The 23503-nt window shown below is 43.0% G+C and carries 16 protein-coding genes; 5 read left to right on the plus strand and 11 right to left on the minus strand.

The window, feature by feature from the left end:
* Positions 1–22: 22 nt before the first annotated feature.
* Positions 23–901: a hypothetical protein gene (locus CEW93_RS08835; protein ID WP_089540352.1), complete on the plus strand. Its 879-nt coding sequence runs from the start codon at positions 23–25 to the stop codon at positions 899–901.
* 24 nt (positions 902–925) lie between these two features.
* On the plus strand, positions 926–1399 hold the full coding sequence (locus CEW93_RS08840) for a thioesterase family protein (protein ID WP_089540350.1): 474 nt from the start codon (positions 926–928) through the stop codon (positions 1397–1399).
* A 41-nt stretch (positions 1400–1440) separates the two neighbouring features.
* Here the strand turns inward: CEW93_RS08840 and ribB are convergent, their stop codons facing one another.
* From ribB to pilG, 8 genes are all read right to left on the minus strand, one after another.
* A complete protein-coding gene (gene ribB, locus CEW93_RS08845) occupies positions 1441–2523 on the minus strand; it encodes a 3,4-dihydroxy-2-butanone-4-phosphate synthase (protein ID WP_089540348.1) in 1083 nt (360 codons plus the stop codon).
* A gap of 63 nt (positions 2524–2586) precedes the next feature.
* The gene (locus CEW93_RS08850; RefSeq protein WP_089540347.1) at positions 2587–3096 is read right to left on the minus strand and encodes a hypothetical protein; all 510 of its coding nucleotides are present in this window, start codon (positions 3094–3096) and stop codon (positions 2587–2589) included.
* Positions 3097–3125: 29 nt separating this feature from the next.
* The gene (locus CEW93_RS08855; protein ID WP_186727950.1) at positions 3126–4067 is read right to left on the minus strand and encodes a chemotaxis protein CheB; all 942 of its coding nucleotides are present in this window, start codon (positions 4065–4067) and stop codon (positions 3126–3128) included.
* Positions 4054–11181, minus strand: coding sequence for an Hpt domain-containing protein (locus CEW93_RS08860; RefSeq protein WP_186727951.1), 7128 nt, complete (start codon positions 11179–11181; stop codon positions 4054–4056). The genes CEW93_RS08855 and CEW93_RS08860 overlap by 14 nt, the downstream gene beginning before the upstream one ends.
* Positions 11182–11332: 151 nt before the next feature.
* Entirely contained in the window at positions 11333–13393 is a 2061-nt protein-coding gene (locus CEW93_RS11040) for a methyl-accepting chemotaxis protein (protein WP_089538705.1), read from the minus strand.
* Positions 13394–13492: 99 nt separating this feature from the next.
* The gene (locus CEW93_RS08870; protein WP_089538706.1) at positions 13493–14023 is read right to left on the minus strand and encodes a chemotaxis protein CheW; all 531 of its coding nucleotides are present in this window, start codon (positions 14021–14023) and stop codon (positions 13493–13495) included.
* A gap of 3 nt (positions 14024–14026) precedes the next feature.
* Positions 14027–14389, minus strand: a complete 363-nt coding sequence (locus tag CEW93_RS08875; RefSeq protein WP_089538707.1) for a response regulator — start codon at positions 14387–14389, stop codon at positions 14027–14029.
* 36 nt (positions 14390–14425) lie between these two features.
* Positions 14426–14800, minus strand: a complete 375-nt coding sequence (gene pilG, locus CEW93_RS08880; protein WP_186727952.1) for a twitching motility response regulator PilG — start codon at positions 14798–14800, stop codon at positions 14426–14428.
* A gap of 257 nt (positions 14801–15057) precedes the next feature.
* Here pilG and CEW93_RS08885 point away from each other — a divergent pair, with 257 nt between their 5' ends.
* The 3 genes from CEW93_RS08885 to CEW93_RS08895 all read left to right on the plus strand — a co-directional run bounded on the left by CEW93_RS08885 (position 15058) and on the right by CEW93_RS08895 (position 18764).
* Positions 15058–16185 carry an HlyD family efflux transporter periplasmic adaptor subunit gene (locus CEW93_RS08885; RefSeq protein WP_089538709.1) on the plus strand — a complete coding sequence of 376 codons (1128 nt, stop codon included), beginning with the start codon at positions 15058–15060 and terminating at the stop codon, positions 16183–16185.
* Between the two features lie 168 nt (positions 16186–16353).
* Positions 16354–17076, plus strand: coding sequence for a response regulator transcription factor (locus CEW93_RS08890; protein WP_089538710.1), 723 nt, complete (start codon positions 16354–16356; stop codon positions 17074–17076).
* A 62-nt stretch (positions 17077–17138) separates the two neighbouring features.
* Entirely contained in the window at positions 17139–18764 is a 1626-nt protein-coding gene (locus CEW93_RS08895) for an ATP-binding protein (RefSeq protein WP_222432737.1), read from the plus strand.
* Between the two features lie 20 nt (positions 18765–18784).
* Here the strand turns inward: CEW93_RS08895 and CEW93_RS08900 are convergent, their stop codons facing one another.
* The 3 genes from CEW93_RS08900 to CEW93_RS08910 all read right to left on the minus strand — a co-directional run bounded on the left by CEW93_RS08900 (position 18785) and on the right by CEW93_RS08910 (position 23370).
* A complete protein-coding gene (locus CEW93_RS08900) occupies positions 18785–20458 on the minus strand; it encodes an ABC transporter ATP-binding protein/permease (protein WP_255504054.1) in 1674 nt (557 codons plus the stop codon).
* Between the two features lie 165 nt (positions 20459–20623).
* The gene (locus CEW93_RS08905; protein ID WP_089538712.1) at positions 20624–22768 is read right to left on the minus strand and encodes a TonB-dependent siderophore receptor; all 2145 of its coding nucleotides are present in this window, start codon (positions 22766–22768) and stop codon (positions 20624–20626) included.
* A gap of 92 nt (positions 22769–22860) precedes the next feature.
* The gene (locus CEW93_RS08910; RefSeq protein WP_186727953.1) at positions 22861–23370 is read right to left on the minus strand and encodes a Tfp pilus assembly protein FimT/FimU; all 510 of its coding nucleotides are present in this window, start codon (positions 23368–23370) and stop codon (positions 22861–22863) included.
* Positions 23371–23503: the final 133 nt, after the last annotated feature.

A 23503-nucleotide genomic window follows, 5' to 3' on the forward strand; every position in this document is an offset into this window, starting at 1 on the left:
ATTCATTTAAAAACACAGCACCATGACAGACACTCCCCCCAATAAAGATGAGTTAAAACAACAAACCGAACAGGCTCGGCGTGTGCTGATGCGACTGCAATGGCTGGTTATTGTCCTGCTAGGCAGTGGCATTGTGTGGTTATATACCGCCTTTGAAAACATCAATATCCAAGTCAATGACAAACTTGCCAAAATTGACACGGTGGACACTCGCCTAAACAACATGGACGACCGTATTTTTGCCTTGACGTCTTTATATGGTCAAAAACCAAGCCAAAACAAACCTACCCAAGAACATGACCAAGAACTCATTAAAATTCAGCTGTCTCTTGCCAATCAGCTTTATAAACAAGGCAATTATGATGAAACCATTAATGCCCTAATTGCAATTCGTTGGCAACTGCCCAAAATGAGCGGTATCGCCACCCCCATCAAAAACACCCTAATTGATGGCCTAGATAAGGACATCAGCCACCTAAATGCCCAAAAAAACCAGCCTGACGCTTGGCAAGCTCATGTGGTAAAAATGCAAGATGTGCAGGCTTTTTTGCGTAAATACCAAAACAACACCACAGGCTCACTCAGCAATAAAGATTTGCTCATACACGATGCCAGCATGCTGCTGTCGCTTGCCATTGGCTCGGCAAATGCTCGTGATAAAAGCACGATGACCACTTATCTACAAGAAGTTAAAATTCGCCTAGAAAGTTACGTTATTTTAACCGATGGTAAATTATCCATTGGGCAAGTCAATCCTGACACACCTGCCACCCAAAACAATGAAACAAAAACCATCACACCACCCCTAGAAACGGTCAATGATGCTTTATATTGGGTGTATGAACTGCTTGCCAACAGCCCAAAAGACAAACATTTGCACAGCACACAGATACTGCCATAACCCCATCTACAAATAAGGAACAATATGCACGCCATCAAAGACATATTTAACCCCATACTCACAGGCGACAGTCGTCCTTTGGCTTTATTTGATTACCCAGTTGTTCATGTTCAGCCTGTGGCATGGGGAGAAATGGACACTTTTAACCACGTCAATAATGTTGCTTATTATCGCTATGCTGAATCCGCTCGTATCAGCTATTTTCGCCAAATTGGACTGACCAAAAACCGCAGTGATTTATCCACCATCTTAGCCAGTTCAAGCTGTCAATATCTTGCCCCTGTCAGCTTTCCTGACACCCTGCTGATTGGCGTGCGTGTCAAACACATCGGCACAACCAGTCTGATATTTGAGTATGAATTTGTCAGCCACACCCAAAATAAAACTGTCGCTCGTGGTGAGTCTGTCATCGTACGCACAGACCACAAAATGAAAAAAACCGCTTGGCGTGATGATGAGCGTGCTGTTTTTGAGCAGTTTGAAAATCGCCATTTTTAAAAGGGCAATTTGCCCTTTTAAAAATGTTTTGCCATCAGATACTATGGATGAGCAACCATCTCAACGATATTTAGTTCAAAGCCTGACAGATTAAATTTGGCGGTGCTAGATAGCAATCTCATATCTGACACACCCAGTAGCTTCAAAATCTGAGCCCCAACACCAATACTGCGATAAGGCTCGGCGGTTTCATGAACGCTCTCACTTTGTTTGTCCAAACGCTCACAGATATTGATGGGTTTGCCTGTATCAATCCACACAAACACCCCCTGCTCGCTTTTTGCAATCGTGGCAAGTGCCGAACGCATGTCCCAACTGTGTTTGTTATCACTTTGAGCAAACAAGTCCTTCAAAGGATTTAAACTATGTACCCTAACAGTACTCACGCCTGCTTTGGGGTTGCCTTTGACAAGGGCAATGTGGGTCTCGTCCGCCCCATACTCTTTAAAGCGATATAGGTCAAACTTACCAAACTCACTATCAAACTCCCCTTTTTGTACCATCTCCACGGTCTGCTCATTGGTCATGCGATAATGAATCAAATCAGCAATCGTGCCAATTTTTAGCCCATGTTCTTTGGCAAAAGCTTCCAAATCATCACGGCGTGCCATCTCGCCATCAGGCTTGATAATCTCACAAATGACAGATGCAGGCTCCAATCCTGCCAATCTTGCCAAATCACAACCTGCTTCGGTGTGTCCTGCTCGGTGCAACACGCCACCTTTTTTTGCCATGATGGGAAAAATATGCCCCGGCTGTACGATGTCAGCAGGTTTGGCAAATGGGGCAACTGCCGCTTGTACTGTTCTGGCTCTATCAGCAGCCGATATGCCTGTACTGACACCTTCTGCCGCTTCAATAGATAGCGTGAAGTTTGTGCTAAATTTTGCCCCATTTTTATCGCTCATCAGTGGCAATTCTAGCTGACGACAGCGAGCTTCGGATAAGGTCAAACACACCAAACCACGAGCGTGTGTAATCATAAAGTTAATGTCAGATGGTTTGACATGGACAGCCGCCATGACAATATCGCCTTCGTTCTCACGGTCTTCATCGTCCAACAGAACGACCATTTTACCCGCCTTAATGTCGGCGATAATCTCTTCGGTGGTATTAAATGCCATGATATTGCTCAGGTGTCAAAAAATTGTAGCCTTTATGGGGACGGTTTTGTAATTCACAAGTCATCAGCCATCCAAATCCACCAAATGATGAACAATCATGTCCAAATCAGGCACGATAAAAATTTCATCATTTATAGTAACTGCTTGATACACATGGGTTTTTTTACCATTTTTTAAGGAAAGATTTGCAGGTAGGCTGTCTGTAATCATCGCCCACTCTTCATCATCAAGCTCCACATCTTTCACGTCAGAAATTTTTACATCTAGCGTCTGTATCGCCCCTGATGTCTGCAATGCCAAGCGGTGAGCGTCTGTATTACCCTCCAAAATAACCACTTTATCTACGGGCAGCTCCTTGGACACTAAGGGATACACGGGTATCTCTTGACTGCCTTTATCGTGTTGCCAATGGTAATTCCACAGTCGCTCATTCTCATCAACCACCGCCAAAATCAGTGCTGTTGGCACCAGCCAGTTGGGCTGACCCAATGCAGGAATGATGCTGATGTTGAGCATGCCGTTTTTTGGGGTCAGCAGGCTGACTGCTTCAAAATGGTGTTTTTTGGTTTTCATGAATTATCCTTATGTTTAAAACAAAATTGTCATTGTAGCAGTTGAGTTACCTTGTTTGCCAGCTCCAAAGGCGACCCAACAAACTGACAAAATCCTGACTGTATCATCGCTTGGGGCTGACTGGTACAACTGCTGCTTTGGAGACTTTGCGACCACAGACGGCTATTATTTTGAGCAATTTGCGACAAGTCCTGCGAGCCGTCATTACCCATGCCAGAAAAAATAATGGCAATCAATTCATCGCCATACACTTCACTCATGTTTTTCATGATTAAGCTGATGTTTGGTTGATAACCTGCTTGCCATGTTTTATCTAGCACCCTAACCATGCCTGTGCTATCAAACACCACCTGATTTTCAGTTGGCACAATCAAACACTGCCCCGCCCTAAGGCTTTGGTTTTTGGTAATGACATGACACTCCCAGTCATTATGTGCGGTCAGTGTCTTAGGCAACATATGTATCATTTTGCCATCAAAATGATACGCCACCACCACCGTTAATGGCAACTGAGAGTCTACATGAGCCAAAAAATCTTTTAAAGCGGGAATGCCACCCATAGACGCTCCAAGTAGCAACACATACCGCCAACGCCTGTTGTGGCGAATCATCTTAGCCTTGGGCAATGCTGGCAAACCACAAGCCTTGCGTAACTGCCTAACCAGCACCCTTTGCCAACACTGATAGCCATCAAGATAACCAAGATTTGGGGCTTTATTAAACCCCATAAGCACCAAATATGGCTTACACGCCAAAATTTGAGTGTGCAATGCGGTATCTAAGGGCGTATCTATGAGCCACAACAACCCTGTTTCCAGCTTGGCAAAAGACAATCCATCAAGATACTCCACCCCATAACAGCCAACCACCGTAAAACCAAATTGGTATAACGTGTCTTCAAAGGCAAAACGTTGATTTTTATCATCAGTAATGACAATAACACAAATTTGATGATGATCATCTGCTTTCACGTTTGTCCAAGATTTCATAAATGCGACTTAATAGGTCAGACTCCTGATAAGGCTTGCCCATATAGTCTGTTACCCCAATCTCAAAAGCTCTTTGACGATGTTTTTCGCCAGTACGAGACGTAATCATGATGATGGGCAACTCTTTTAAGCGGGGGCTATTACGCACCTGTGTTGCCACTTCAAAACCGTCCATACGAGGCATTTCAATGTCAAGCAACATCAAATCAGGCACAGCGTCTTGAAGTTTTTCAATGGCATCAACACCATCTTTAGCAACCAGCACATCAAAGCCATGACGCTCCAAAAAGCGAGATGTTACCTTACGCACCGTTACCGAATCGTCCACCACCATCACCAAATCACGCTGTGTGCTCTTGGCTTTGTTGGGTTTTATCATGTGTGATTGTGGCACACGCATCAAAGCCAATAAATCCAAAATGAGCATGACCGAACCATCGCCCATGATGGTCGCTGCTGATATGCCTGACAAATGCGATAGCTGGCGACCCAAAGGTTTTACCACCACTTCGGTGCGTGAACCCACAATGTCATCAACTTGCAATGCCAATAATTGACCAACACGGTTTTTAATGATGATGACAGGCACGCTACTTTCGGCATTGATTGGCTCAAAACTGTTGTTGTTTAAAATCTCATCCAAATAACGCAAACGATAGGCGACACCTTCTATTTTTAGCACATTGGCAGACGATTCATAAAAATTCATCACCGTTTGGGTGTCCACCTGTATCACTCGGTCAATCTGAATCAGTGGCACAGCATACTGACGGTCAGCCACTCGCACCACCAACGCATCAGACATGGCAACAGTCAAAGGCACACGAATGACAAAGCGAGAGCCTTGACCACGCTCCGACTCCACCGATACCGAGCCACCCAACTGACGAATCTCACTGCGTACCACGTCCATGCCCACACCACGCCCTGAAATTTGGGTGATTTTATTGGTGGTGGATAGCCCTGAGTTAAAAATGTACTGCATGATGTCGTTATCAGCAAGCTGGTCGGTCGCTTGAATCAGTCCTTGGCTGATGGCTTTTTTACGCACCGCATCTACATTAACCCCAGCCCCATCATCGGACAGCGAAATGATAATCTCATCCCCTTCACGGCGAACTTCCAAAACGATATAACCCGTGGCAGGCTTGCCAATCTCACTGCGATAATCAGGCGACTCAATCCCATGGTCCACCGCATTACGAAGCATATGTTCAAGTGGCGAAACGATGTGGTCTAGAATGTTTCTATCCATCTCATCATCAGCATTGATGACCGTCAGCTCTACCGATTTACCAAGCTCGCCTGCGGTCTGACGTACGATACGTTGCAAACGTGGGGTCAGTCGTGAAAATGGCACCATGCGCGAGCTCATCAAACTGTCTTGGAGCTGAGCTTGGGTACGAGACAGTTGTAACAGCAAGTTTTCACTATCACGTGTTTTTTCCAGCAAAGTCATCTTAATGTCTAACAAGTCAGATGCCGACTCTGATAGTGATTTGGATAACTGGTTAAGCGATGAGTACTGGTCCATCTCCAATGGGTCAAATCCTGCATCTAACTCATCGGTATCAAGCTGTGCTAAAATCTGCTCTTCTAGCTCGCTGTCCATGCGTCTTAACTGGTCAGCAAGTCGCTGAGCAGTCGCCCCCATCTCTTCTATGCTTGCTGTTAGACTGACCATGTTCATGTCAATCCTAGCACGGTTAATCGCCGCTTCACCTGATAGGTTAATCATACGCTCCATCAACAACGCCGAGATGCGTATCATTTCAGCACTGGCACTTGTTTCGGTTTGCTCGCCAAACACGCCTTTGGCAGGGGGCATTTGCTCAATACTACGCACATCAGACAGCTCATCGGCAAGCTGTTTGTAGTGATTGACCGTCAAAATATCCTGCTCCAAGGAGATTTGTGGTACGACTGTCAGACTGTCTGGGTCTTGGGTAAAACCACGCAAAGCATCAATGTATGCCAAAGGACGGGGCGGATTATAGCGATTTTCAAGCAATCCTACCGCAGATGTAATCCAATCATGGCAAGCAAACAAAAGTTGTGTTACCATTTTGGTGGCAGGACGGCGACGATTGCCCAAATCCTCATAAATGGTTTCCATCTCATGTGCCAAATCCGCCATGCCATTAGCAGATACCATTCTTGCCCCACCTTTGATGGTGTGTAATTTGCGTTGTAATGATTGTAAAGCTTCCACATCACCTGTGTTGCTTTTAAACAGGGCAAAATCCTCAGCGCTGCTTTCGGCAAGCTCGCTGGCCTCCTCCAAAAACACCGCCAAAATGTCCTCATCAGGCATCACGCCTTGCCAAGAATCCTCAATCAGTTTGTCAAAACTCATTGTCTCATCAAAATCAGACACACTTTGAGCTTGATTTTCGCTAACTTCAAAGGCTTCGTCAAACACCTCATCAAGCTCAATTTTTGGGGTATAAATGGTGGCGTCATCAGCAACCTGACCACTTAACAACACATTTTTTAGCTCGGCGATGGTGCGTTCTGCAAAAAAAGACTGCTTGGCAGATTTTATCATCTCAAACTGCAATGACAACACATCAAAGAGCTGTCCGACAATACCAAACCACCCCAAGGACACCGTAAGCTCACCTGATTTTAGTTTGTCTAACAACAATTCAGATTCGCCCGCCAGCTCATCAATACTGATGATGCCTGCCAACTTTGCCCCACCTTTGATGGTATGCAGATGACGGCGTAAAGATTGAAGATGTTTGGTGTTATTTAAATCATCACGCCATGCCATTAAAGTTTTTTGGGTGATGTCGTCTAATTGTAAGGCTTCATCTAAAAAAATCTGCAACAGCTCATCATCTGTTCTGATTGGCTCAAAATACAGCTCATCCTCTGTTTGGGGTTTATTAAAGACAGTAACAATGGCATTTTGGGCATGGCTAATCTCTTGTAAATGTCTTTGGCGATGATAATCTACCGTCAGTCTGATGGTATTGTCTTGCAATGCTGACAGCACCACTTCATCAACTTTTAGCGACATACTGCCTGCAATGGCATCAAACAAACCAACCAACATCTCATGAGTAGACAACAATACTTTAACAAAAGTATCATCTTTGACACTCAAAGGATACACTTGTATCAGCTCATAAGCACCTTGCATGGGTGCAAGCAGACGCTGAAATTTAGGACGTTTTTTGGTGCGTTCTGACAAAAGTCGGATTTGAGCAAGCAGTGTGTCGGCATGGTTTTTGACGTCATCATAAGACTGCACACAAACCGCTTGCAAACTCACATCAGCATCTAACAGCTCATCAATACCTGCAATCAGCTCGCTGATGCTTGGCAGTTTTTCTTGCTCTTTTGGTAGCATGGTTTCTAAGACGTGTTTGTCTTCTTGAAAATGCTCATTATCCATACTGTCGGCATTTTCATAAGCGGTCAGTCTCTCTTGAATGAGTGTAACAGCATTATCCAAAGCACACAGGTGAGTCTGATTCATCGGCTGTTCATGTTGCTGCAAATCTTGAAGCACTCGCTCAATCATCGCCCCAACATCGCCAACATCTTTTAGTGATGGCAAACCTGATGCACCTCGCAACGTGTGAAATGCTCGCACCACCTTATCGCTGACAGGCACGCTTTGCTCTTCTTGATGAGTATTTAAAAACTCCTGCACGTCAGCCAATAGCTCTCGCCCTTCTTCAACAAAAATCTGCCCCAACATTTCTTCTTCGGCATCATGGGGCGTGATGGGCTTGACATTTTGGATAAGCTCACCTGCTTGTTTGATAGAAACTAAGGCATTAACCGCATGATTTTTTGGTATGGGCTGAATAGGCTCATCATGTTCTGTTTGCTGATTATCTTGGCTGATGGTTGCCACCTGAGAAGCCATCGCACCCAAATCAACATCATCTGTTGTGTCTGATGATTTTTGTATTTTTGCCAACGGCTCTTGTTTTAAATCTAATGTGGTCTCATCAGACGTTTGGGCAGACCAATCAGGCTCTATATAAACTGATTTTTGGCTTAATGTGCGATAATCAAACTCATTACCAAGCCCTTTTGCATAAGCATTGGCAGACGCTGTCCAAAGAATCATTAAATCAGGGTATTTTTCTGTCCCATCATCAAAGATTTTTACCAAACAGTCAAATTCGCCCAACACTTCTGATACAAGTGTGCACATACCTTCATTGATGGCAATGGTGTCATCTAGCACTCGGTTGAGCATATTTTCCATTGCCCACGCAAGCTCGCCCAGCTCCATCGCGCCAACCATACGCCCTGAACCTTTTAGGGTATGAAAATGACGGCGAACCTCCACCAAAAGCTCTCTTTTTTCACGGTCAGAGAGCCACAGTTTAAAGGTAGGAATGGCATCGTCTAGCACCTCTTGTGCTTCCTCAACAAATATCTCTTTGATGTCATCATCCACCTCACCAAAGATGGAAATCAGTGGCTGGCTGGCTTTTTCTACAAAGCGTTGTAATACGCTTGGAATTTCAATGATGATGGACTTGGAAGCGTGCTGTTGCTGGGTATTGGCTATACTATTGATGGCAGAAACAGGCTCAGAAACAGGCTCAGAAACAGGCTCAGAAACAGGCTCAGAAACAGGCTCAGAAACAGGCTCAGAAACAGGCTCAGCTTTATCCATGTGCACAGGATACAAAGACGCCCCTGCTGGCACACCATCATTCAAGGGTCGCTCTTTTAAAATATTATTGGCTTTTAGCACAATCAGAGCATTATCCACACTTGGGGGCTGGCTGTTAGCAAAATTTTGCACCATGATGGGCATGATGTCAGTTACTTCATTTACAAGCTTTGCCACATCGTTACTGACAGCTATCGTGCCATCTAGCACTCGGTTGAGCATATTTTCTATCGCCCAAGCCGTCTCACCCACACCAAACGCACCCACCATACGCCCTGAGCCTTTTAAGGTATGAAAATTACGGCGAACTTCTTTTAAGGGCGTTAGATTGCTGATATTTTTTTGCCAAGCATTTAGGTGTGCATGAAGCTCATCTATCGTTTCATCAGCTTCTTCCACAAAAATCGTCCGAAACTCCCTATCATGGCTAAAATCATCATCTTTTAAACTGGCTTTGGCAATCTCATAAGCGGTAGTGGTTATTTTTGGGGGTTCTTGACTGGCATGATATGCTTTGATGGCACTGACGGTTAAGTCGTTATCATTATTCATGCCATCACTTAGGCTGATGCTTGGTAGCGATAACACATCGGTCAATAAAATACCTTTGCTTTTTTCCCTGTCAGTCATCAAGGTAGCTGGGGCAGACTTTAAGGCGACTTGACGCTGACTAAAACTTAACACCTGCACATTATCGCTGATGGGAGTTTGTGTTTCTTCTTGGATAATGACATCTTCTATGTCTTCATCATCAAGCACGCCTTCGCCTTTGAGATGATATGAATGCACCACTTCCCCCACCACAGGTTCTATCGCACCACTGTCATCATATAAAATGGTATTTTCATGCGATTTCAACAGTTTTGCATAAATATCAAACAGCTCCAACACGTCATCGTTTTTGTCAGTCATTGCCAAAACGCTTTTTAAAGACACATCAATGGTCTCTTCGGCTTTGGTTAGCAATGCTTGGTCAAAAATTTGTCTGGCAAGATTGTCCAAAAACATCTCAAACAATGACAACCCATCAGCGATATCATGAGCCAACTGCCAACTGATACGATTTGGTGCTTTATCCTTTAATGTCAAAAACAGCGTGGTAAGTTTTTCGCTGACCACCACCACTTCATTCATCTGCATACCAACAAAATAATGAGTTAGCTGGTATAAACCATCAGAATCTGGCAAATCACCCACATCTTTGCTTTCTAGGTATTCACTAAAACTGTTTTTTATCTCTTCGGTGGCGATATATACTTCATTTAACACACCGCCATGATGGTGGTCATCGGCTGTTTGTGCCACTTCATCGGTTTTTTTAATGGCATCATATAAAGTTTGTAATTTGGCTTTAATATTGTTTTTGGCGGTCTCAAAACTCATCGTGCCTGAGCTGTTGGCATCTTCGGCATAAGCGATGATTTGGGTTAGGCTATTTGCATAAAATGACCAACCCCGAACGGCCAATCTGTCTTTTATTAAAGCCAACTGGTCAAAACGAATCACATCATCATCTAAGGATTTGATGATTTCTTTGAGCGTTAGTGTGATGAATGAAAAAAAGGTTTGCTCGGTTAGGATATTATTATCCACCCTGCTAAGCATGTCTCGCCCTGCTCGACTCACCAAAGACAGATTCATCAGACTGACATAAATATCAATCAACACATTTTCAAGCCACAGCATATTTGCCATGCTCACATCTTGGCTTTCTAGTCCAAAGGCACGATTAAGTTTACCCAACAAATAAACATCGTCAGCGTGCAGCTCTTCATTTAAAATCAAGCTATCAATCCACAGCACCGCCACCGTCCAAAGCTTTTTAATCAGCTCATCACTGACGTGTCCTGCCATACGATTGGCAATGCTGAGCAGATTTCCTAAGTGCAACACTCTATCTTGGGTGCTTTTGGCAAGCTTTTCAGAAACTGCATACCAAGTATCGCTCACCTGCTGATACTCATCTTCGCTCAGCTGATAAGGGGCAAGCTGCTCTACATGGATTTGGTCGCTAAACCGATGACCCTGAGCCATTTGCCACGGGCTTGCCTTATCAGTGCGAATGTCCAGCTCTTTTAGTAGCATGCCCAAATATTGACAACGTAACTCCAAAAGATTTTTACGGATAAAACGAGATTTTCGATAATGATTTAGCTCATGTTGTAGCAGTTTACTAGCGTGTAGCACCACAGGTAAAAACAATCTGGCTTCTGACTGTGATGTCTGGCTGACATGATTTGCCATCAAAGCAATCAAAGCTGCCAGCTCAAAAAAGTCAGGCAAATTTGCCATCATCAGCACGCCATGAATTTCTTTATATTTTGTGGCAATCTGTGCCAATGCTCCCAGTGCATCATCTTGCTGGCGGGCATACAAAGCATCAATTTGTTCGTTAAGTGGCTCTATCAACCACTCCAAAGCAAGCATTTCATTGTGCTGATGATTCATGTTCATTCCTACTGGCGATACCGCCTATCTTAACCTGCAAAAAAAAGAAAGGTAGCAGTCTGTTTAGACCCTACAACGCACCTAAAATCTGGTCTGACACAAACGCAATCGCCACCACAGCCTAGACTGTGGTGGACCTTATCATGTGCCATCAGTTGTCATCAGACAGTTTAAAGCCCGATACTGATTTTTGTAGCTGGGCAGACATTTCATTTAAACGCCCCACCGAACGAGCAGTTGCCAATGTTCCTGCGGTTGTTTGAGACGTAATGTCTTGAATCACATTCATCGTATTGGAGATATGACTGGCTGATGTTGCTTGCTGACGAGCAGCATTTGAGATATTTTGAATCAAATCCGCCAAAGTGTGCGAAACTGTTTGTACCTCATCTAGTGCCTCGCCTGCATCTTTGGCAAGTTTTGCTCCTTTGACAACCTCAGCGGTGGTGGATTCCATTGATGATACCGCCTCATTGGTGTCTGCTTGAATGGTCTTAACTAAAACCTCAATCTGACGAGTTGCCGCTGCTGAACGCTCTGCCAAACGCTGAACCTCATCAGCAACCACCGCAAAACCACGCCCTGCCTCGCCTGCCATAGATGCTTGAATGGCAGCATTTAACGCCAAAATGTTGGTTTGTTCGGCGATGTCATTAATCAAACCAATGATGTTGCCAATCTCCTGAGATGATTCGCCCAAACGTTTGATGCGTTTAGAAGTCTCTTGTATTTGGTCTCTGATGATGTTCATGCCCTCAATGGAGCGATGAACCACCTCTACCCCATTATGAGCAATGGCAACCGAACGCTGAGCAACTGATGCTGACTCAGTGGCGTTGGTGGAGACTTGGTCAATAGAAACCGCCATTTGGTTAATCGCTGCTGACACACCAGCAATCTCTTGGGCTTGATGTTCAGAAGCCTCAGACAGCTCCACAGCCGTCATCTGGGTTTGCTGTGATGATTGGGCGACTTTATCAGCAGTCATGTTGATGGCAAGTACCAACTCACGCAATTGGTCAATCGCTAAGTTTACCGAATCAGCAATCGCCCCTGTAAAATCTTCGGTAACAGTAGCACGTGTGGTCAAATCCCCCTCAGCTAAGTCCGCCAATTCGTCCAACAGTCGCAAAATTGCTGCCTGAGAGTTTTCTTTTTCACGCTCCATCTTACGAATGCGGTCAGATTCACGCCGAGACATTTCCGCTTCGGTTTCTAGCTCTTGATTTTGACGTAACAGCTCACGCTCTGTGGCTAAGCGTTCGGCACGGCTACGATTTTTAAAGAGTCTAGTCAGAGCATAAATGGCAAACAGCAAACTGACCAAAAATAACGTTGCAGGCAACAAAACACTCTTTTGATTAATAATTCCTCTATCTACATTAGCAAGTTTGGCCTGAGTGATGGTCGCAAGGTCGCTTAGGGCTTGGGCATTTTGGCGAGATTGAATGGCAGGCATACTTAGACTATCTAGCTCTGCTGATACAGGAGCTATCATTTGTTCATAGGTTTTTTTAATCGCTTGCAGTGCAGGAGATGCTTGTCCGAACGTCGCGATTTGAGTGTTTAGTACGCTGGCAAATTCATTGGTGTACTTTTTAAAACCATCTACATCTGCCTCAGTGCTGGTGGTTAATGCCGTCATCTCTTCGTTAATGCGTTCTAGGCGAATGGTCTGTGCTTGAATTTCACGCAAAGTTGCAGATGGCATACGAACTGCCATCGCTTGGTCTATCACTTGGATATATTGCTCTTGCATTTGCACCACAGCATCTTTGACCTGCTTTTGAAAGTCTTGAAGCTGATTGATGTTGTTTTGGTGTGCCACCACATAGTCAGCACTTTGTTTTTTGGCTTGCCACATCTCACCAAGCTCTTTGAACGCCCCGCCACTTATCAGCACGTCATTTTGCAAGCGTTCTAGTGAACTTTCGTAAGCTTGTATGTCAGTGGATAATTTGGTATAAGCGTTTTTACTGGTCTCAAAATCACGTGAAAATGTTGCGTCATTGACCGCTTTGACGATATTGACCGCACTGACTTCTAGGTGATTGACATCGCTAAGATAATCGGTGATTTTTAATAAGGAATACACAAGCCACACAAAACTGACCAAAGAAATTAGCCCAAAAACAATCAACGCCACCCACCATTTTGTATCTTTGGGTGTTGTAGGTGTTGTTGGTATCATTGACGTCTTACTGTCGCTCATGGTTGATTTCCTATAAAAAACAAAACAAGTTCACACACACCAAAAAATGATGTCTGTCTTCGTATTTGAGTGATGATTTAGGCGTATGCCACAGAAGCCCTAAACTAGGGCAGCATTTTGATAGTCTGTATTGGCAAATAATAACGATGGCATGATGACAAACCACTCTTCATTATCTTTTACAAACACGCCATGATTGTAAGGGGCAAATGGTGATGACTCTGGCAAAGAGCGGGCTTGATACTCACTTTGGGTAAACTGCATAATACCCAACACTTGATCCACCAAGATTCCTGAAAACACCCCATCTTCATCAATCACCATGACCTTGCGTTTTTTAAGAGATTCATGACTTCTTAGCCCCAAAAATCCCGCCAAATCCGCAATGGGTAATAGACGACCACGCACATTTGCCACACCAAGCAACCAAGTCTTTGTCAAAGGAATGGGGACAAATTCAGGCATTGCTAAAATTTCAGCGATTTCCCCCATTGGTGCAACAAATCTTTGTCCTGCTACTTCAAAACTAACGCCCCGCCATTGATGATATTGGTCATCATGCCGCCCAGACGACCTCGCTTTTGCAAGGTCAGCCAATCGCAACAGCTCAATAAATCCCAAAGAAGCCACAAGTTACCCCAACACTGAGCGAATCACACCGATGAGTTGTTCTTCGGTGATGGGTTTAACAAGATATTCTTTTGCCCCTTGGCGTTTACCCCAAACTCGGTCAGTTTCTTGGTCTTTGGTGCTGACGATGACCACGGGAATGTGGGCTGTTTTTTCGTCTCGGGTGATTTTGCGTGTCGCCTGAAAACCATTCATCTCAGGCATGACAATGTCCATCAAAATCAAATCAGGTTGTTGTTCACACGCTTTATCATAACCTTCTTCGCCATTAAAGGCTTCTATCAACTCAAAACCGTGCTTACCTAAAATCTCACGAAACCGCACCATTTCAGCAGGTGAATCATCTACAACCAGTATTTTCGCCATAAAATTCTCCTATCTTTTAAACACTTAAAAAACAGATTAGCGATAACGGCTGATGGTGGCAAATAAATCTTCTTTACTAAATGGCTTAGTCAAGTACTCATTTGAGCCAACAATGCGTCCACGAGCCTTATCAAATAATCCGTCTTTAGATGATAACATAATTACAGGCTTTGACGAATACTCTGGATTATTTTTAATCACCGAACACGTCTGATAACCATCAAGTCTAGGCATCATGATGTCCACAAAGATGATGTCTGGATTGGTCTCCACGATTTTTGATAAAGCATCAAAACCATCAACCGCCGTAATCACTTCACAGCCTTCTTTTTGGAGTAAGGCCTCGGCGGTACGTCTGATGGTTTTTGAATCATCAATAATCATGACTTTAAGACCAGCAAAATTATTCATAACGGTTTCCTTTATGGCAAGGGCCATTGACCCATAATATCAACTTAAATGCGTGGTATTTATCTGTAACATCGCAAAAATTTAGACTAAACACCCAACCTACTATTTTTATCACATATTGATAAAATTTACTAACACTTTTTAATAAAAACACCGATTAAAAATATAATTTTATACAAAACAACATATAAATAATCTATCATACATCAAAATATGCTAGTATAAATACCATCAACATTTTTGTATTTGGACACATCATGCCAAGACATTTTTTGTCAGTATGGGGTTTGATACTATCGTCAATTGTCAGTCTGTGTGCCTGCCGTCAAGATTTAACCACACAACATACCGAGCCTAACAGCATTTTTCATGAACGAAAAATTACCATGCCAACCGCCCAAGATGATGCAAAAATCGCCATCAATGCTCAAACTGTCGTCCTGACCAAAGCTCACCTAAGTGATGTGCATACCGAGCTGTATCAGCCCAGTTTTCGCCTAGAAGGTATTATCGCTCCCATAACGACCAGTAAAGTTTATCTGCCAAATAATGCCAGTTTGTACAGCTTATCAGTACGTCTTGGTGATAAAGTTACCCAACATACTGCCATTGCTCATATTAATGAGCAGATATTTGAGCTGGTGCATGAACCAGCAGACAAGTCCAAAGTGTTTAACGATGAGCTGCCTTTGTTTGATGATGAACCAAGCGATGACAGCCCCACCATACAACCTCTCACCAAAATTACTGCAATAAACGCTCCCATTTCTGGCAAAATTGAAGAAATTTTTATTCATGACACAACAACAATCCACCCAAAAGGCACCGCCTTGATGGTCATCAGCGATGATAAGCACTTAAAATTTATCAGTTTATTGCCAAAAAAATACAAAGAATATCTTGGCGTGGGCAAAGCGGTCAATTTTAGCACCAATGCTGGTCAAAGTTTTGTCGGTCAAATCGCCAAAATTCAGCACACCCCAAAAGACCCTGATAACTTAGAAGTTCATGTTCATATCAGCCCTGATGAAACCAAACAATTAGATTTGAAAATTGGCAATTGGGTGAGCGGTCATATCAATTATGGACAGATGAGTGTAGGAGCATTGGCGCCTGGTTTTGCCATTTTTGATGATGAGCTTAACCATATGGATTTATCCGCCCTAAACGAACCACCACACAAACCTGCCACGCCCATTCATGCCAATTTGTGGCTCATCGGTCAAGATGAAACCATCAGACTGACCGCCACCGAAGTCATAGAATACCGCCCAAATAGCGGTCAATATTTGGTGGCAGGTGTTCCGCCTGAAAAGCTGATTTGTCTGGCACGCTTACCCAAAGAAAGTTCTGGCAAGCAAGTTAGGCTAGACTGGTCATTTTGATTTGTGCAACATTTTTTACATTTTTTGCATAAATTGGCGAACAATGGCGAGAAATCTTGGGGTTTTTTATGTTTCATAACAAATTAGCACTTGTCAAGCAGGTTAATTCTTGGCAAGATATAGCAGTTTTATTTATCTTTAACATATAATTTTTAACAAGGCATTACCATGAGCAAACAAATCCTACTAATAGAAGACGACCCAGATTTGGCAGAACTTATCAGCGACTACCTGTCCATGAACTATTATGAAGTTCACCACGCCCCCACCGCCCAAGAAGGGCTTGATATTTTGGATGCCAAGGAGCGAGACATCAACCTTGTTGTGCTTGACCTAATGCTGCCTGACATGGATGGCATGCAGGTTTGTCAGCGAGTGCGTGGCTCAAAAAACAACCAAATCAATAAAGTGCCAATCGTCATGCTCACCGCCAAAGGCGACACCACCGACCGTGTGCTTGGGCTAGAAATGGGAGCCGATGACTATATTTCTAAGCCTTTTGAGCCCAGAGAGTTGCTGGCTCGTATTCGTGCCGTACTACGCCGTCATGAAACCCCCAACCAAGCCGATATTAACTCAGGTAGCCTGACCTTTGGACGTTTGACGGTATTTCCTGACAGTCATGAAGTTACCATTGATGACAAAATTGTCCGCCTGACCACCCACCAATTTCAGCTATTACACTATTTTGCCACCCACGCAGGCAAAGTGCTAAATCGTGAACAACTGTGGCAAGCCATGCCCAATGATGACAGCTCTGAAAACATTGACCGTGCGATTGATGTTCATATCTCTCGCCTTAGAGCACTGATTGAAGACAATCCCCGTCAGCCCAAACGCATTATTACTGTGCGTGGCGTGGGCTATCAGTTCGCCACTGACCAAGTGTAACCCCAAAAACCATCAGTTTGCCCATTCTGGTGGTTTTTTTATTCTTAAATTTTGGATAATCCATGACCACCCAAGAAAAAGACACCCAAACAGATTTTGGGCTACATTCGGTTTTTGCCAGACTGTTTATCAGTGTATTTTTAGCACTCATCGTCTTTGCGGTGGCGATGGTTTTGCTTGCTCAGCTTACCCACAATAACTCTGACAGTATGCGTTCTAAGGTCATCGCAGGGCAAATTTTAAGTCAAATTGACCCTTTACTCATGGAAGTGGATAAGCTCAATCAAGAAAACAGGCGAGTTCAATCACGCTTTGTGCTTGCCATTATTAAAAAAAGCTTTGACATCATGGACGACAGTCTCAATGCCAAAATCGGTCTATACAACCAACACCACCACTTGATTATCCAAACCGAAGATTCCAACTTGCCTGCCGAAGTCCGACCAGAAGACTCTTGGTCCTTTAACACCTTTTCTAAACTGATGGGTGATAACCCACCCCATGTTACCATCAAAAGCGTAACAGGATACACACTTTGGTATGAAAACCGCAATCCACCAAAAGAGTCGCCCCTGCTTGCCGTGTTCAACCTTTTTACAGGAACGATTTTACTCTTAACCATCATGTCAGCAGTACTGTGGCGAATCGCTCATTCTATCACTTGGCGGATAAACCAAATGAGCCGTCAGATGGCAAAACTTGGTGATGGTGATTTTAGCGTGAGAGTCAGTGAACATGGGGATGATGAGATTGCCATGCTTGCTTATGGTTTTAACCAATCTGCCCAAAAAATAGAACAGCTCATCAATGCCAATAATTTACTGCTTGCTCACGCCAGCCACGAATTTCGCACGCCCATCACTCGCATTCGCCTACAAATAGAGATGATGGATATGCTTGCTGGCAAGCTAGATGACGCAGATAAAGCCAAATTTGACAAAAGAGCTGCCGCCATCAATCGTGATTTAACTGGTTTAAACGACCTTGTGGAGAGTATTTTGCTTGTCAGCCGACTAGACGCAGGACACGCCCTACAAAATGCCGAGCAAGTGGATTTGTATGAGTTGGTGCATGGTGAATGTCAGCATTACTCCGATGCGACATTGTTTGCTTTGCCAGTTTGTATCACCGCCCAGCCCAAGCTATTAACCCATTTGGTGCGAAATTTATTAAATAATGCCATGATTCACGGCACACCGCCGATAGAAGTCTATCTGTATCACAGCATCAATCACAATGAAGCACGCATCATTCCCCAAACGCTTTTGGACATAGACAGCACCAATGACATAGCTGACGACAACCAAACGGCGGATAAGCCCAATAACAGCTTTTTAAAACGCTTAACAGGCAAAGACAAAAACAAAGCCGCCACCGAGCCAAGCTATGCCGTGCTGGCAGTCATTGACCAAGGGGCGGGCATTCCTGTTGATAAACGAGATGATATTTTTAGCCCCTTTGTTCGCCTAAAACAAGAGAAAAAAGGCTCAGGACTGGGGCTGTCTTTGGTTTCTCAAATCGTTGAAGCTCATCAGGGTCAAATTTTAACTGACACTTGGCAAGGCAAAACCAGATTTTTGGTTATTTTACCCATCAAACCAAAAAACAAACTGCTAGAAAAACCCAAAACAGAAAAAACCGCCAGCTCTTCAAATAAGCATGATGATAAAATCAATCAAAAACCATAATTAAGCTTAATAAAAGCAATTCACACACTTAAAATAAGCTGTTTATTGTGATAAGCATGTAAAGTGCTACGATGCCCCACACTGATGATGATAGAATTGTGCAATTTTTGTACCAATAAATCATAAAAATATCGCTCAGTTGGCTCATCCAGTGCAGATGTGGCTTCATCAAGGTACACAACATCTGGCTGAATTAACATCACACGAACAAAAGCAATGCGTTGAAGCTCGCCCAATGACAGACGATGTTGCCAATCTGCCACATCATGAATATAATCTGTCCATTTTTCCAATTTACACAGTTTCATCACATCTTTTAATGCGTCATCATCAACCACCAAATCAGGGTAGCAAATCGCCTGCCTTAGCGTGCCTTGTGGCGTATAAACTCGCTGTGGAATAAACAAATGCACCCCCTTTGGCATGGTCAATGACCCTGTTGTATTAAAAGGACAAATACCTGCCATTGCTTTGAGCAACATGGTTTTTCCTGTGCCTGACGTGCCTTGAATCAACAAGCGGTCGCCTTGATTTAAAATCAGGCTAATGGGTGATGTCATGGGAATATCATCAGGTTTTATGACCATAAATTTATGAAGCTTTACTTGATTACCATCATCTGTCATTTGTTGCAATGGCGTTTTATCAAGTGCATCCAACCTTGTCAAAAAACCATGCAAACGGTTTAGACGTGCTTGATACAATGTAAAAGTTTCATAAAACAACCGAAAAAACGACAACGCTCTCATCAAGCGATTAAATGATTGCACAGTTTGGTGCATATCACCAAGTTTAATCTCTCCTGCAAAAAAGCGTGGGGCTTGCAACATCAATGGCAGCAGTTGGGCGGTTTGTGTAACTCCCGTATTAAAGCCATCAAGCCCCAACAATCGCCTGATAATCCGCCAACGATTATCAATAATCATTTTAAACTTATCAGACAAATGACGTTTTTCTTGATGTTCACCATCATAAAAAGCAATGCTTTCAGCATTTTCTGCCACCCGTATCAGCGAATAACGATAATCGCCATGCAATCGCTCTTTATCAAAATTTAATTTAATCAAGGGCTTACCAATCCACACCGATAAAGCCGTGGCTGTGATGATAAAAACATAAATAAAAAACACCACACCTTTTGGAATGTGCAAGCCAAACACACTTAAAATACCAGACAAACCCCACAAAATAATCGTAAATTCTACTGTGGACATCACCGCATGAATGACCCCACGCCCCATCTCCACAGTGGTCGTGATAAATTCTCTTGCATCTTGCTCAATACGTTGGTCAATGTTATCAGGGCTTTGGGCATTAAATGCACAAGAATACTCAAAACGATAATAATTTTTATGCAGAAAATAGCGGTCAAGTAGCACCCCATTAAGACGCTCCCACCATTTAACTTCAAAAGCTTCGCCCACAAACCTATCCACAACTTCCTGAGCAACTTTAAACGCCATCAGCATCGCATTCAATAAAGCAAAAAACCAAAATGCCTGTGCGTCCATATCTTGCAATGAGCTGTATAATTTGTTGTAAAATTGGGTGTTAAGTACGCTGATTTTAACTTCCAACAATACAAACAAAATCAACAGCCCAACCATCACGATTGCTTTTATGGCGATGGCAGGCGACAAACAAGGCTGGGTAATTTTCCAAAATTTTTGCCCGACATTTGTCAATCTTAACAAGCATACACACACAACAAGTGATAAAACCACCCAAAAAAATGCTTTAAGTAACCAAAAAACTGCCTGTATCAGTTCTAACTGCCAATCCACAATCACCCCAAATGTTAGCTAAAAACAAAAACCCTTTTTCGCAAGATTTGGAAAAAGGGTTTTATGGCAAAACCATTAATACTTAAATGTTAAAGTTGCCCGAATATTGCGTGGCTCACCATAAGAGACAAGCTGACTGTTTGGTGTTGTGCCAATTAGGTAATCTTTATCAGTTAGGTTTTTAACCGCAAGTCCCACGCCCCAGTTTTTGGCTTCATAACCTGCTTTGGCATCAAGCACAGTATAAGCAGGCAAATCTATACTGCTGGTATTACGCCATGCTGTACGCTCACCTTGATAACGAACACCACCACCGACATACCACCCCAAGCGGTCTGGACTAAAATAATACTGACTAGAAACAGATGCAGAGTGTTTGGGGATTTGGCTAATACGCTTACCCACACTTGTGGCGGTTGTGCTTTCTTCTATCTTAGCAGTAGGAATATAGCTGTATGAACCTGAAATGTTCCATTGATTATTCATCACAAGAGCAGATTCAAACTCCACACCTTGGGTGCGTTGCTTACCTATTAAACCAGCATAGTTTAGGCTAACACCATGATTATCATAAACTGTCTCGGCAACATTTTTGCGAGTAATGTCATAGTATGACAAATAACCTTGTAAATGTTTATCAAAGCCTTGGAATTTTATGCCAATCTCCGCATTTTGTCCTTTTTCAGGGTCAAGCAACACACCGCCTGTCCCTGCATCTGTATTTTGCAAAAATGATGTGCCAAAACTGACATAAGGAGCAAACTTACCTTGATAATCATACATGGCAGACACATTGCCTGTAAACGCATTATCGGCATTTTTTGCATTGACTGTATTGGTTAAGGCATTGTAAAGCTCGGTAGAAGCCCAATCATGACGTGCGGTTAATCCAAAAATAAAATTCTTATAACGTATCGTATCTTTGGCATACAGTCCTGCATACTGCGTGGTAGTGATTTCCTGAGTGGGCTTGCCAAGCCTGATAGATGCCACATCATAACTTGGAGCATGGACATTAAAAGCAGGTGTTACAACATCATTTCGGCGATAATAGTCGCTTTTTTCACGAAGCAAATCCATCCCCACCACCACATCATGCTCAAATTCGCCCATACTTGCATAAGTCTCAAAGCGATTATCCATGGTGTACATGGTGTCTTTTTTAACTTGATTGTTGATTTGGCGAACGATGGTGCCATTATTCCAAAAGTTTGTAGAATTTCCTGACAGAACAGGTTTGCCATCTGTGTTGGTTTTATTGACTGCAAAGATGGATTTAAAGGTAAGTCCGTCATTAATACGATGTGTCAAATCATAACCAATTCGCAAAGTTTTTTGTTGATAGCCATTTTTAGGCAAGCCAAAAAACGTCTTGGCTGAATACCTTTGATGAGCATTACGCACCTGTTTTTCACCAGTTGCAAGATTGATGGTATTATTATGTGGCAAACCTTGCTGACGAATATATTTACGCCATTGGTAACTACCTAGTAGTGTCAAATCTGTTTTATCGCCCAGATTTACTGTATAACTTGGCGCAATATAATTGTCCTTGAAATAGACAAAATCAGTCGCATCATCACGGTCAGAAAAACGCCCATTTAAGCGAAACGCACCTTTTTTATCATAATTTGGGGCATAATTTAGGTCATAAGACAACTCTTTATTATTAAAACTTCCTAGCGTAATTTTAGTCTTAGCAAAAGTTTCATCATCTGGGCGTTTTGATGTAATATTTACAATGCCACTTGGCAACGTCATGCCATAAGTTGCAGTGGTCGTACCTTTGACCACTTCAATGCTGTCCGCTCCTGCTACATCCCACGCACGCAAATTGTTTGATGACATTTGCACTCTCATGCCATCTACATAAAACTGATTAGACGACACTTGTCCACGAATGATAAAATCATCCCAGCCACGACGTCCCTGTACGCCAGATGACACACCCGCTACATTTTCAAGAAGCTCGGCAACCGTGCTGGCTTGTTTTTGTTCTACTTGCTGTGGTGTTAAAACGCTGATAGATTGGGCGGTATGGTATAAAGGCGTGTCATCTTTTAGACTGTTTGGCGTAATAGCGACATATTTGCCCGCTTCCTTGGAAACCGTAGCACTCAATGCCTCTAAAGTCACATGTTGCTCATTTGCCATTTGTGCATTAGCAAATAAAGGCATCATAATACCAATGGTTAAAGCTGATAAAGGATATTTGTGCATGGGCGACCTAAGAATAGCAAATAGAAATAAATGTTCACTTAATATTACATATTATACTCAAAAACCCATAAAAAGCAATTTGTAAATGAAAATTAATTGCATCCTTTCCCATCCCAAACATACCCTATCGCCGTAATCGTAATCTTATAATCAAACTGCGACCTTTCTACCGAACAATACTTAATGTGTCCAAAGTGCCCCCTTGGCACACCAGAATCTCCAAAGTATTTCATATAATGCCGTCTTGCTGACACATTCATTTCTATGTTGCCATACTTGGTATTTAACGCATATTCCTTTAATAACTCATCGCCATCTAAGCGTTGATTATTATCATCATCTACAAATAAAATCACCTTATCCTTGGCTCTGTTATGACATTGATTGTCTTCGTCTGCCAAACACACAATAAGATTTTGTCTATGAGTGGCACTAACAAGTCTCGCTTCTTTTAATACCACCATCAAAGTATTTCTTATCCGCTTTGCTTCCATACCATGAAGCATCTGTCTAAAACTAGGATATGCCAGACTAATCAACACTACTAACACCACCAGCACAATCATCATCTCTAGCAACGACACACCCCTCTGCTTAAACACACCACACTCCATCAAATCATATCATTTTATTTTTATGCAATTTCCATACCAATTCCCCCCAACCAAAACCCCCACCAATCTCTTGGCGGGGGTAAATAAGGATGCTGACGATGACCTACTCTCACATGGGCAA

It is taken from the genome of Moraxella sp. VT-16-12, from assembly GCF_002224245.2.
Classification (GTDB): domain Bacteria; phylum Pseudomonadota; class Gammaproteobacteria; order Pseudomonadales; family Moraxellaceae; genus Moraxella.